Source organism: Mycobacterium gordonae, assembly GCF_017086405.1.
GTDB classification, from domain to species: Bacteria; Actinomycetota; Actinomycetes; order Mycobacteriales; family Mycobacteriaceae; genus Mycobacterium; species Mycobacterium gordonae_D.
The window spans coordinates 3,171,013-3,184,236 of sequence record NZ_CP070973.1 but is presented as its reverse complement, the minus strand read 5'-3'; the positions used below and the strand labels follow the sequence as shown (position 1 = coordinate 3,184,236).

The 13,224-nt window shown below is 66.9% G+C and carries 8 protein-coding genes and 1 pseudogene; 7 read left to right on the top strand and 2 right to left on the bottom strand.

All coding sequences use genetic code 11. From position 1 onward, the window contains the following. Position 1: 1 nt before the first annotated feature. Positions 2 to 1,315, bottom strand: coding sequence for an adenosylmethionine--8-amino-7-oxononanoate transaminase (locus tag JX552_RS13535; protein ID WP_241011031.1), 1,314 nt, complete (start codon positions 1,313 to 1,315; stop codon positions 2 to 4). A gap of 61 nt (positions 1,316 to 1,376) precedes the next feature. On the opposite strand from JX552_RS13535, the gene JX552_RS13530 reads away from it, so the two are divergent. The 7 genes and pseudogenes from JX552_RS13530 (at position 1,377) to JX552_RS13500 (ending at position 11,886) form a co-directional block, all read left to right on the top strand. Then, positions 1,377 to 1,784 carry a hypothetical protein gene (locus JX552_RS13530; protein ID WP_205877870.1) on the top strand — a complete coding sequence of 136 codons (408 nt, stop codon included), beginning with the start codon at positions 1,377 to 1,379 and terminating at the stop codon, positions 1,782 to 1,784. Between the two features lie 324 nt (positions 1,785 to 2,108). After that, a pseudogene (gene ripD / locus JX552_RS13525) lies at positions 2,109 to 2,777 on the top strand (NlpC/P60 family peptidoglycan-binding protein RipD); the annotation flags it as partial. A 316-nt stretch (positions 2,778 to 3,093) separates the two neighbouring features. Further along, the gene (locus JX552_RS13520; protein ID WP_205877868.1) at positions 3,094 to 5,238 is read left to right on the top strand and encodes an acetyltransferase SucT; all 2,145 of its coding nucleotides are present in this window, start codon (positions 3,094 to 3,096) and stop codon (positions 5,236 to 5,238) included. A 40-nt stretch (positions 5,239 to 5,278) separates the two neighbouring features. Beyond that, on the top strand, positions 5,279 to 7,474 hold the full coding sequence (glgX, locus tag JX552_RS13515; protein WP_205877867.1) for a glycogen debranching protein GlgX: 2,196 nt from the start codon (positions 5,279 to 5,281) through the stop codon (positions 7,472 to 7,474). Between the two features lie 3 nt (positions 7,475 to 7,477). Next, a complete protein-coding gene (gene treY / locus JX552_RS13510; protein WP_205877866.1) occupies positions 7,478 to 9,778 on the top strand; it encodes a malto-oligosyltrehalose synthase in 2,301 nt (766 codons plus the stop codon). After that, positions 9,771 to 11,498 carry a malto-oligosyltrehalose trehalohydrolase gene (gene treZ, locus JX552_RS13505; RefSeq protein WP_205877865.1) on the top strand — a complete coding sequence of 576 codons (1,728 nt, stop codon included), beginning with the start codon at positions 9,771 to 9,773 and terminating at the stop codon, positions 11,496 to 11,498. Before treY ends, treZ begins: the two co-directional genes overlap by 8 nt. A 112-nt stretch (positions 11,499 to 11,610) precedes the next feature. After that, the gene (locus tag JX552_RS13500) at positions 11,611 to 11,886 is read left to right on the top strand and encodes a DUF4190 domain-containing protein (RefSeq protein ID WP_205877864.1); all 276 of its coding nucleotides are present in this window, start codon (positions 11,611 to 11,613) and stop codon (positions 11,884 to 11,886) included. Positions 11,887 to 11,895: 9 nt separating this feature from the next. Here the strand turns inward: JX552_RS13500 and JX552_RS13495 are convergent, their stop codons facing one another. Beyond that, positions 11,896 to 13,224: an aminotransferase class I/II-fold pyridoxal phosphate-dependent enzyme gene (locus JX552_RS13495; protein ID WP_205877863.1), complete on the bottom strand. Its 1,329-nt coding sequence runs from the start codon at positions 13,222 to 13,224 to the stop codon at positions 11,896 to 11,898.

Genomic DNA, 13,224 nt, shown 5'->3' with positions numbered 1-13,224 from the left:
ATCAGACTACGAGTCGCGCAACCTGCACCATCGCCGAGGTGATCTGCGCGATCTCGTCAGCCGTGCAGACGTACGGCGGCATCGCATACACCAGGTTGCGGAACGGGCGCAGCCACACCCCGCAGTCCAGCGCCGCGGGCGTCGCCACGGCAAGGTCCACCGCCCGCTCGCACTCGATGACGCCGATCCCGCCGCAGACTCGTACGTCGGCGACCCCCGCCAACGCGCGAGCCGGCTCCAGTCCGTCGGTCAACCCGGTGGCGATCGCCGCGACCCGGGACCGCCAGTCCTGGGCCAGCAATACCTCGACACTGGCCACCGACACCGCGCACGCCAGCGGGTTGGCCATGAACGTCGGCCCGTGCATCAGGGCGCCGGCGGTACCGGCGCTGACGGTGTTTGCGATGTCCGCGCTGCACAGGGTTGCGGCCAGGCTGAGGTATCCCCCGGTGAGCGCCTTGCCGACGCACATGATGTCCGGGCTGACGCCGGTGTGGTCAGCGGCGAAGAGCTCACCGGTGCGACCGAAGCCGGTGGCGATCTCGTCGAAGATCAGCAGCACCCGGTGCCGCCGGCAGATGTCACGCAGGTCGGTCAGGTAGCGCGGGTCGTGGAAGCGCATGCCGCCCGCGCCCTGCACGACGGGCTCGACGATGACAGCGGCCAGTTCGGCCGCATGTTCGGCCAGTTGAGCCTCGAAAGCCGCGCTGTAGGCAGGGTCGTAAGCGCGCGGCACCTGCGGGGCGAAGACCTGCGGATTCAGCACGTCGGCCCATAGCGAGTGCATGCCGCCCTCGGGGTCACAGACGCTCATCGGCGTGAACGTGTCGCCGTGATAGCCGCCGCGCCAGGTCATCAGCCGGTGCTTGGCCGGTTGGTCCAGGCTGCGCCAGTACTGCAGCGCCATTTTGACCGCGACTTCCACCGACACCGACCCGGAGTCACTGAAGAACACGGTGTCCAGGCCCGCCGGGGTGATCTGCACCAGCAACTGGGCCAACCGGGCCGCCGGCTCGTGCGTCAGGCCGCCGAACATGACGTGGTTCATGGTGTCCAGCTGGGCGGTCATCGCCGCGTCGAGAACCGGGTGGCCGTGGCCGTGGATCGCGGTCCACCAGGAGCTCATCGCATCCAGCGCCTGCACCGGATGGCCGTCGCGAATCAGCGTCAGCCAGGCGCCGTGAGCGGCCACAGCCACCAGCGGCGGTATCGCTTCGCGGCCGATGGTGCTGTAGGGGTGCCACAGGTGAGCGGCGTCGATCGCGCTGATCTGGGCGGGCGTCAACCCGGGTTCCGCTTTTCCGGCCGCTGCCACGGATGCCGACACTAGTCGGTTGCGGTCGCAGAAAACCCCGCCATCGGGAAGCATGCAGGGCATGGCAGCACCGGATCAGTCCCCTGACACGGACAAGGCAGTCGACCCGCCGCGGGTGATCAGGCTGCGCCTGGTTCCTTGGGACGTCGTCACCATGTTCGTGCTGTTGGGGTTGTTGATCGCCGCGGTCACCATGACCGACTGGCCCACCCGGCTGTTTGCCTTCACCGACAACGTCTGCCAGGGCGACGACTGCCCGATGGTGCCATTCGGCCTGAATTACTACATCTACCCGCTGGTGTGGGGCGGCATCGGCGCAGCTGGGACCGCCGCCCTGCTGGGCCCGTTCGTGTCGCTGGTGAAGGGCTGGTTCATGTCCTTTTGGCCAATCGTCTCGGTAGGCGTGCTGAGCCTCGCCTCCGTAGCGGGCCACGCCCTGACCGATTTCAGCAACACTTTCGGTCGCTGACGCCGCCCGGACCACATCACGCGGCGGCATCATCTTTGAGACCGAAATCACAACTGCCATCACGGGATTGACCGTTCCTATCACCGTGCGGTCACGGTCCTACAAATAATGTTTCGCCGCTCTGGCGGCCACCTATCTCTGTTGTCAAAGTGTCTGTAGTGACTGGTGTGATTTAACTCCGGCTAACTGGATGACTCACCCCATCAAGTCCAGCGGCGCTCGGCCCCGAAGAGGCGGCCCTTCGCACCTGAACGGCGCGGATGCGCGCGGTCACCGCGCTGAGGCACAGAGGGGCCACCCGGCCCCAGGAAACGAGGAAACGAAATGAAACGCGTCTACGCCTTCGCGATCGGGCTGGTGATGTTCGTGGCGCCGATGGTGACCGTCGCGGGCATCGCCTCCGCAGACCCCTACACCCGAAGCAATGACTATCAGCAGGTCGCTGACACCGTGATCGCGCGGGGACTCTCGCAGCGCGGCGTGCCGTTCTCCTGGGCAGGCGGCGGTGTCTCTGGCCCCACCCGCGGTACCGGGTCGGGCATCAACACGGTCGGCTTCGACGCATCGGGCCTGATCCAGTACGCCTACGCCGGCGCCGGCCTGAAGTTGCCGCGCTCCTCGGGCCAGATGTACCGGGTAGGCGAGAAGGTGCTTCCGCAGCAGGCCCGCAAGGCTGATCTGATCTTCTACGGCCCTGAAGGCACCCAGAGCGTCGCAATGTACCTGGGGAACGGGCAGATGCTCGAGGTCGGCGATGTCGTGCAGGTCTCCCCGGTGCGCGCCAGTGGCATGGCCCCGTACCTGGTTCGGATCCTGGGGACCAATTCGTTGCAGACAGGCCCGGTGCAGCCGGCTCCGGCCCAAACCATCCCCGGCCAACAAGCTCCCGCCCAAACCATCCCCGGCCAACAAGCCCCGGCCCAAACCATCCCCGGCCAACAAGCTCCCGCCCAAACCATCCCCGGCCAACAAGCTCCCGCCCAAACCATCCCCGGCCAACAAGCTCCCGCCCAAACCATCCCCGGCCAACAAGCTCCCGCCCAAACCATCCCCGGCCAGCAGGCTCCGGTCCAGCAGGCTCCGCTGCAGCAGCAGGCGGCTCCGCAGGCCCCGCTGCGGCAGGTGATCCCCCAGCCCGCGGCTCCGCTGGTTCCGACGCCCCAGCCGCCGCTGCAGCTGCTGCCGGCGCAACCGGCGCCCGCTGTCACCGCTCCTCGGTAAGACGCCCGGGGCTTTCCCGGATTTCCACCAGCCGCCGCTTGCTCCGCAAAGGAGCGGGCGGCGGTTTTGGGTAAGTTATTCGGTGACCATGCCGACGCCCACCCTGTCCCGGAGCCCGGCTGCCACCGCGCAGTCCGGCGGCATGGGCACGCCTTCGTCCGGCTTCTACCGGCACGATCTCGACGGTCTGCGCGGCATCGCGATCGCTCTGGTGGCCGCGTTCCACATCTGGTTCGGCCGGGTGTCCGGTGGCGTCGACGTGTTCCTGGCGTTGTCCGGGTTCTTCTTCGGCGGCAAGGTGCTACGCGCCGCGCTCGGCGGGAAGTTGTCCCCCGCCACCGAGGTGGTCCGCCTGATCCGCCGGTTGCTGCCCGCGCTGGTCGTGGTGCTGGCCGCGTGTGCGCTGCTCACCGTCCTGATCCAGCCGCAGACCCGCTGGGAGGCGTTCGCCGACCAGAGCCTGGCCAGCCTCGGTTACTACCAGAACTGGGAACTGGCCAATTCGGCGGCGGACTACCTGCGCGCAGGTGAGGCGGTCAGTCCGTTGCAGCACATCTGGTCGATGTCGGTACAGGGCCAGTTCTACGTGGCGTTTCTGCTGGCGATCGCCGCCGTTACCTATTTGCTGCGCAAACCATTGGGCAGACACCTGCGGACGGTGTTCGTGGTGTTGCTGAGCGCCCTGACGGTGGCGTCGTTCGTCTACGCGGTGATCGCCCACAACGCCTACCAGGCGACCGCTTACTACAACAGCTTTGCCCGGGCCTGGGAGCTGTTACTGGGCGCGCTGGTAGGCGCCGCGGTCCCCTATATCCGCTGGCCGATGTGGCTGCGGACGGCGGTCGCCACGATGGCGCTGGGGGCCATCCTGTCATGCGGCGCCCTGATCGACGGCGTGAAGGAGTTTCCCGGCCCGTGGGCGCTAGTACCGGTCGGTGCCGCGATGCTGATGATCATGGCCGGAGCCAACATGGCCGCCGACCCCGCGACCCGCGGCCGGATGCCGCTGCCCAACCGGATGCTGGCCATCGGACCGCTGGTGACGCTGGGCGCGATGGCCTACTCCCTATACCTGTGGCACTGGCCCCTGCTGATCTTCTGGCTCTCCTACACCGGCCACCACCACGCCAACTTGCTCGAGGGCATGGGCGTGCTGCTGGTGTCGGGGGTGCTGGCGTACCTGACCAGCCGGCACGTCGAGGATCCGTTGCGCTACCGCGCATCGCCCGCGCCCGCCTCGTCGGTGCCCTGGCAGCAGCGGTTGCGCCGACCGACGATCGCGCTGGGATCGGTGGTGGCCCTGCTGGGCGTCACCCTGACGGCGACATCATTCACCTGGCGCGAACACCTGGTCGCCGAGCGCGCCGGCGGCAAGGAGCTCAGCGGCCTGAGTTCCGCCGACTACCCGGGAGCGCGAGCGTTGGTCAACCACGTGCGGGTGCCCAAACTGCGGATGCGGCCCACGGTGCTGGAAGTCAAAGAGGACCTTCCCGTGTCCACCAGGGACGGGTGCATCAGCGACTTCGTCAATCCGACGGTGGTCAACTGCACCTACGGCGACACCGATGCCCCTCGAACCATCGCGCTGGCGGGCGGATCACACGCGGAACACTGGCTGCCGGCGCTGGATCTGCTCGGCCGGCTGCATCACTTCAAGGTGGTGACCTATCTCAAGATGGGCTGCGCGCTGTCTACCGAACAGGTCCCGCTGATCATGGGTAACAACGCGCCTTATCCACAGTGCCGGCAATGGGTGGAGGCGACGATGGCCAAGCTGGTCACCGATCGTCCCGATTACGTGTTCACCACCTCGACCCGACCCTGGAATATCAAGGCCGGCGACGTGATGCCCGCCACCTACATCGGGATTTGGCAAACGTTGTCCGACAACAACATCCCGATCCTCGGCGTGCGGGATACGCCCTGGCTGGTCAAGGACGGTCAACCCTTCAACCCCGCCGACTGCCTGGCCAAGGCCCGCGGCTCGGATTCGTGCGACGTAAAGCGCTCCGACATGCTGTCCGATCACAACGGCACGCTGGACTTCGTCGGGCAGTTCCCGCTACTGAAGCCAATTGACCTGTCCGACGCGATCTGTGAGCCCGACATCTGCCGCGCGGTCGAAGGAAACGTCCTGATCTACCGCGATCCTCATCACCTGACACCGACTTACATGCGAACGCTGGCGCCCGAACTGGGCCGCCAGATCGCGGCGGTCACCGGTTGGTGGTGACACGCCACCCAGGGATGCCCGACACGGATAAGGTCTAGTGATGTCGCCGACGGAGCGTGAGAACGAGGGTTCATACGACGGCGCTGATGGCTCGCCCGAATTGGTGACCGTGTGGCCCGGGGCGCCATTTCCACTCGGAGCCACCTACGACGGCGCCGGGACCAACTTTTCGTTGTTCTCCGAAGTCGCCGACAAGGTCGAGTTGTGCCTGATCGAGCGGGACGGCAGCGAGACCCGGATCAATCTCGACGAGGTCGACGGTTACATCTGGCACTGCTACCTACCGACCGTGACCCCCGGGCAGCGCTACGGGTTCCGGGTGCACGGACCGTTCGATCCGGCGGCGGGCCACCGGTGCGATCCGAGCAAGCTGCTGCTCGACCCGTACGGCAAATCCTTCGTCGGCGATTTCGACTTCACCCAGGCGCTGTTCTCCTACGACCTGGCGGTGGCGGCCGAGGACCCCTCCGAAACCGGCACTCCCCCGATGGTCGACTCCCTGGGCCACACCATGACCAGCGTGGTGATCAACCCGTTCTTCGACTGGGCATCGGACCGGGCGCCCTGCACGCCCTACCACGAAACGATCATTTACGAGGCGCACGTCAAGGGCATGACGCAAACTCATCCAGGCATCCCGCACGAGCTGCGCGGTACCTACGCCGGCCTGGCGCACCCGGTGATCATCGACCACCTCAAGTCACTGAACGTCACCGCCATCGAACTGATGCCGGTGCACCAGTTCCTGCACGACCATCGTCTGGTGGACCTAGGGCTGCGAAACTATTGGGGCTACAACACATTCGGCTTCCTGGCTCCGCACTACCAATACGCGGCCACTCGCAAACCCGGTGGCGCTGTCGCCGAGTTCAAAGCGATGGTGCGCACCTTCCACGAGGCCGGCATCGAAGTGATCCTCGACGTGGTCTACAACCACACCGCCGAAGGAAATCATCTCGGTCCGACCATCAACTTTCGCGGCATCGACAACGCCGCCTACTACCGCCTGGTCGACGGTGATCTGCGCCACTACAAGGATTTCACCGGCACCGGCAACAGCCTCAATGTCCGGCACCCGCACACCCTGCAGCTGATTATGGATTCGTTGCGCTACTGGGTGCTGGAGATGCATGTCGACGGCTTCCGGTTCGACCTCGCGGCCACCCTGGCCCGCGAGTTCTACGACGTCGACCGGCTGTCGGCATTTTTCGACCTGGTTCAGCAGGATCCGGTGGTCAGCCAGGTGAAGTTGATCGCCGAACCGTGGGATGTCGGCGAAGGTGGCTACCAAGTCGGCAACTTCCCAGGTTTGTGGACCGAGTGGAACGGGAAATACCGCGACACTGTGCGCGACTACTGGCGGGGCGAGCCCGCAACCCTGGGCGAGTTCGCTTCCCGGCTGACCGGGTCGTCGGACCTGTATGAGGCGACCGGTCGGCGCCCCGGCGCCAGCATCAATTTCGTCACCGCCCACGACGGGTTCACCATGCATGATCTGGTGTCCTACAACGAAAAACACAACATCGCCAACGGCGAGGACAACCGGGACGGCGAAAGCCACAACAGGTCCTGGAACTGCGGGGTGGAAGGCCCCACCGACGACCCGGACATCCTCGGGCTGCGTTGCCAACAGATGCGCAACTTCTGGGTAACCCTGATGGTCAGCCAGGGCACCCCGATGATCTCCCACGGCGACGAGATCGGGCGGACCCAGTTGGGCAACAACAACGTCTACTGTCAGGACTCCCAGTTGTCCTGGATGGACTGGTCGCTGGTCGAGAAGAACGCCGATCAGTTGGCCTTCGCGCGCAAGGTGACACGACTACGCCGAAAGCATCCGGTGTTTCGCCGGCGTCGCTTCCTCAAGGGCCGGCCCATCCGCAGCGGCGAGGCCGACATCCACGACATCGCCTGGCTGACGCCCTCCGGCCAGGAGATGACCGAACAGGACTGGGACAACGACTTCGGCAAGAGCATCGCGGTGTTTCTCAACGGCCAGGCACTACCCGAACCGAATCGCCGTGGCGAACGCATCGTCGATGACTCGTTCCTGCTCTGCTTCAACGCCCACGATCAGGAAGTCACTTTTGTCATGCCACATGGCGACTACGCACAGCAATGGACAGTGGAGCTGGACACCACCAGCCCGACCGGGGTGGCCGAGCGGGTGGCTAACGAGGGCGACGCGGTCGCCCTGCCCGGCCGCTCCGTCCTCATCTTGCGTAAGACGCTGTAACGCATGACTTTTTCAATATCGGCAACCTATCGGTTGCAGCTTCGCGGCGCGTCCAGTGGTTTTGCGTTCACCCTCGATGACGCCGAGAATCTGTTGGATTACCTCGACGAACTCGGGGTGTCCCACGTGTACCTGTCCCCCGTACTGACCGCGGTCGGCGGATCGTCACATGGCTACGACGTCACCGACCCGACCACCGTGTCACCCGACCTGGGCGGCCCCGAGGGGCTGGCGCGGTTGTCGCGGGCGGCACGGGCACGCGGAATGGGCCTGGTGATCGACGTGGTGCCCAACCATGTCGGCATCGACAAGCCCGACCAGAACGCCTGGTGGTGGGATGTGCTCCGGCACGGACGAGATTCGGAATACGCCGGCTTCTTCGACATCGACTGGACACTGGACGACGCGGGACGAATCGTGTTGCCGCTGTTGGGTTCTGACGACGATGCCGCCGATCTGACCGCCGACGGCGACCTGCTGCGACTGGGCGACCTCGCACTTCCGATCGCTCCCGGCACCGGCGACGGCCCCGGCCCCGAGGTGCACGAGCGCCAGCACTACCGCCTGGTGGGCTGGCGCAACGGGGTCGTCGGCTACCGCCGTTTCTTCTCCATCACGTCACTGGCCGGATTACGCCAGGAGGACCGCAGCGTCTTTGACGCGAGCCACGCCGAGGTGGCGCGCTGGTTCAGCGAGCGACTTGTCGACGGGGTGCGCATCGACCATCCCGATGGATTGGCCGATCCGGCGAGCTATCTGATCTGGCTGCGCGAGTCCGTGGGACCCGACGCCTGGATAGTGATCGAGAAGATCCTCGCCGTCGACGAGGCGTTGGAGCCGACCCTGCCGGTCGCGGGCACCACCGGCTACGACGTGCTACGGGAAGTGGGCGGGCTTTTCGTCGATCCGCGGGGGGAAGCCGCCCTCACCGAACTCGTCGAATCCGCCGGCGTGGACTACAGCGCAATGCCGGACATGTTGGCCGAACTCAAGATTCGCGCCGCTACCGACACCCTGTCCAGCGAGCTGGCCCGGTTGCGGCGTGCCATTGTGGCGACCGCGGGCGCCGACGATCCGCGGCTGCCCGAGGCCGTGGCCGCACTGCTGACCCACATCGACGTCTACCGGTCCGACTACCAGGGGTTGTCGGCGTTGCTGCCCGCGGCCTTAGCGAAAACCGAGGCAGCGCAACCCGATCTGGGGCCGGCGCTGGCCGTCTTGGCGGCGGCCCTGGCGCTCGGCGGCGAACCCGCCACCCGCCTGCAGCAGCTGTGCGGAGCGGTGACCGCGAAAGCGGTCGAAGACTGCCTGTTCTACCGCGACGCCCGCCTGGTGTCACTCAACGAGGTCGGCGGTGAACCGCACCGGTTCGGAGTCGGGGTCGCCGAGTTCCATCAGAGCGCGGCCACCCGGGCGCGGCTGTGGCCGGCGGCCATGACGACGCTGACCACGCACGACACCAAACGCGGCGAAGACGTCCGGGCCCGAATCGGAGTGCTGTCGCAGGTGCCGTCGCTGTGGGCGCAATTCGTCGGGCGGTGGGAAAGCCATGCCCCCTCGCCCGACCCGGCGACTGGACAGTTCCTGTGGCAGAACATCTTCGGCGTCTGGCCGGTGAGCGGGGAGGTCACCAGCGAACTGCGCGACCGCCTGCATGCCTACGCCGAGAAGGCGATCCGGGAGGCGGCGTGGCATACGTCGTGGAACGACCCGGATTCCGTGTTCGAAGGCGCCGTGCACAGCTGGCTGGACACGGTGCTGGATGGGCCGGTGGCCGGCGAACTGACCGGACTCGTCGGCCAGCTGAACCCTCATGCCGCCAGCGACGCGCTGGGTCAGAAGCTGCTGGCTCTGACCGTGCCGGGCATTCCCGACATCTATCAGGGCACCGAGATGTGGGATGACAGCCTGGTCGACCCGGACAACCGCCGCGAAGTCGACTACGCGGCCCGCCGCGCCGCACTGAAAGACTTGCAGCACAACAAGATTCGTGTGGTCATGACGGCGCTGCGGCTGCGGCGTTCGCGACCGGACTGCTTTCTGCACGGCGAGTACGTGCCGGTGCTCGCCGCCGGTCAGGCCGACGACCACATCGTCGCGTTCCGCCGCGGCCCCGGCGTTCTGGTGGCGGTGACCCGTTGGACGGTCGCCTTGGCCGACACCGGCTGGGGTGACACAGTGTTGCCGCTGCCCGAAGGATCCTGGACCGACCGACTGACCGGCGCGACGGCCAGCGGACCGATATCGGCCGCGCAATTGTTCGGCGAGTTGCCCGTAGTGCTGTTGGAGCGTCGCGATGACTGAATTCAGAGTATGGGCACCCAAGCCCGAATCGGTGCGGCTTGACGTCGACGGGGCGGTGCACCGCATGATCCGCTCCGACAACGGCTGGTGGCACGCCGACGTGGATGCGCCGGAGGATGCCCGCTACGGGTTCCTACTCGACGACGACCCCACCGTGCTACCGGACCCCCGTTCACCGCGCCAGCCTGACGGCGTGCACGAACGCTCTCAACTGTGGGATCCTTCGGCCGCCGCTTGGACCGACGGCGATTGGGGGGGCCGCTCCGTGGCGGGGGCAGTGATCTACGAGCTGCACGTCGGCACCTTCACTCCCGACGGGACATTCGACTCCGCGATCGACAAGCTGGATTATCTGGTCGATCTCGGCGTCGACTTCGTCGAGCTGATGCCCGTCAACTCCTTCGCCGGTACCCACGGCTGGGGTTACGACGGCGTGCTGTGGTACAGCGTGCACGAGCCCTACGGCGGTCCCGACGGCCTGGTCAGGCTCGTCGATGCCTGCCACGCCCGCGGGCTGGGAGTGCTGATCGACGCGGTGTTCAACCACCTCGGCCCCTCGGGCAACTACCTGCCCAAATTCGGGCCGTATCTGTCCTCGGCAAGCAACCCGTGGGGCGAAGGCATCAACATTGCCGACGCCGATTCCGACGAGGTGCGCCGCTACATCATCGGATGTGCGCTGCGGTGGATGCGCGACTTCCATGCCGACGGCCTGCGACTGGACGCGGTGCACGCGCTGGTGGACCTCACCGCGATACACCTGCTCGAGGAAATGGCCACCGAAACCGACTGGCTGTCAAGGCAGTTGGGGCGCCCCCTGGCGCTGGTCGCCGAGAGCGACCTCAACGATCCGCGCCTGATCACCCCGCGGGAGCGTGGCGGATACGGCCTGACCGCGCAGTGGGCCGACGATATCCATCACGCCATCCACACGGCGGTGTCCGGCGAACGGCAAGGCTACTACGGCGACTTCGGCTCCGTCGCAACCCTGGCCCAGACCCTGCGCCACGGCTTCTTCCACGCCGGCACCTACTCGTCGTTCCGTCGGCGCCGGCACGGACGCCCGCTGGACACCGCCGAGGAAACCGGGATTCCGGCGACCAGGCTGCTGGCCTATACCTGCACCCACGACCAGGTAGGCAATCGCGCGCTCGGGGATCGCCCGTCGCAGAACCTGACTCCGGGACAGTTGGCCGTCAAGGCCGCGTTGGTGCTCGCGTCTCCTTACACAGCAATGCTCTTCATGGGCGAGGAGTGGGGCGCGTCCACCCCGTTCCAGTTTTTCAGCTCCCATCCCGAACCGGAGTTGGCGCAGGCCACCCGGGATGGGCGCAAGGCGGAGTTCGCCGAGCACGGCTGGGATGCCGATGAGATTCCCGATCCCCAGGACCCGCAGACGTTCCAGCGCTCCAAGCTCGAGTGGGATGAGGTATTGGGCGGCCAGCACGCGCGACTGCTGGCGGTGTACCGGGAACTGATCGCCCTGCGGCGCACCGAGCCCGACTTGGCCGACCCGTGGCTGGACCACCTCGTCGTCGACTATGACGAAGACCAACGCTGGATCATGCTGCGCCGCGGCGCGCTGGCGATCGCCTGCAATCTCGGCGCCGAGCCGGCGAGCGTGCCGATCGGTGGTGAGCTGGTGCTGGCCTGGGACGCTCCTGAGATTAGGAAAGGTTGTACCCGGCTCCCCGGGCACTCCTTCGCGATAGTCAGGTAACGGGCGGCGCCAAGCGACGCGGGCGTGAGAAATCTCCAAGGATCCTCCAAGGGCGGTGCGCGACGCTGAGCTCACCGAGATTCCACGAGCGAGAGGGCAGGTACTTCCAGACATGACCACCATCAGCCCGGCACTGGTCTTCTCCGTCTTTGCGCCGCACCGGCGCAACGTCAATCGCCGTGCCGTTTTCAGCCTGACGGTCGCCATCCTGCAGTTCCTGCTGCCCTTCGTCCCGGCCGCGGTGATCACCGTCCCACTCGCTATGAACGCGCTGGCCCACGCCGAGGCCGGTGACCGCGAAGGTCGCGGCATGGCGATCGCCGCGCTGGCGCTGTCGGTGGCCCATTTCCTCGTCTACGTCACGCTCTTCGTCTGGCTGCTCGTCTAAAAGCCACGGTCATACACCCGCGGGCCCGGTGCCGTGAATGGCCTCGGCGATGGCGTCAGCCAGCGGCTCGATCTCGTCGTCCGCCAGGTCCGCGATTGTGACGCGCATACCCGGTGGCGTGTCCATCCGGAACCGCGTTCCGGGCGCAGCCGCCCAGCCCGCGTTGAGCAGGCGGGTGATGGCGACCGTCTCGTCAGGCACCGGCACCCAGACGTTCAATCCCGAACGGCCGTGCGAGGCCACGTCGCGATCAGCCAGTGCGTCACGAAGCGCGGTGCGATTCTTGGCGTAGTGCGTCCTGGCCTGGTGAACAAGTTCCGTCGCAGCGTCGTCGGACCACAGGCGCACAGCGAGATCCTGCAACAGTCGGCTCACCCACCCCGGCCCCAACCGCAGTCGACCATGGACCCGCTCGACAGTGCGGCGATCTCCGGCCAACACGGCGAGCCGCAGGTCCGGACCGTACGCCTTGGACACCGACCGGACGAAAGCCCAGCGCCGCGTCGCCCCGGCCAAGGCGTGCAGCGGTACACCGGAGATCTTGGCGCAGTGGTCATCCTCGATCACCAGCACGTCGCTGGTCTTGGCGGCCAGCAGACTGCGCAGTGCCTTCGCGCGTTCCTTGGACAGCGCGGCGCCGGTCGGGTTCTGCGCCCGGGTGGTGACGATAACGGCCTTCACGCCGCGACGCAGCGCCCGCGCCATGCTGAGCACCACCGGCCCGTCGTCGTCGACTTTGACCGGCTCCGGGGAAAGCCCCAGCGCCGCAACGAGATCGAGCATATTCGCCCAGCCCGGATCCTCAACCGCCACCCGGTCGCCCGGACGCAGATGCGCACTGAGCACGCGCTCGATACCGTCGAGCGCACCGCTGGTCACCGCCAGGTGCTCACCCGGCACTCCGTCAGCACTCAGATCCGCGCGGGCGCGCTCGACCAACTCCGCCGACATCGCCGACTGCCCGTAGAGCAGCGGCCGGCCCTGCCGAACCGGAGCCAACGGCACAGTCGCGATCGGCAACAACGCGGGATCGGGGTTCCCGGTCGACAGGTCGCGCGCCCCCTCGGGAACCGCGAGGCCGAGCAACGAACGCGGTGTGGTCGCCGGCCGGCTGCGCACCCGGGTGCCGCGCCGGCCCGCGGTCTCGACCGCGCCGCGCTCGCGCAGCAAACGGTAGGCGGCAGCAACCGTATTGGCGTTCACCCCGAGCTGACCGGCGACCTCCCGGATCGACGGCAGCGGATCGCCCGGTGCCAGGGCGCCCTGTGAGATGCCCTCCTCGATGCTGGCGGCAATCGACTCGGCGCCGGACCCGGTGATGGTGTATCGTACTGGCAC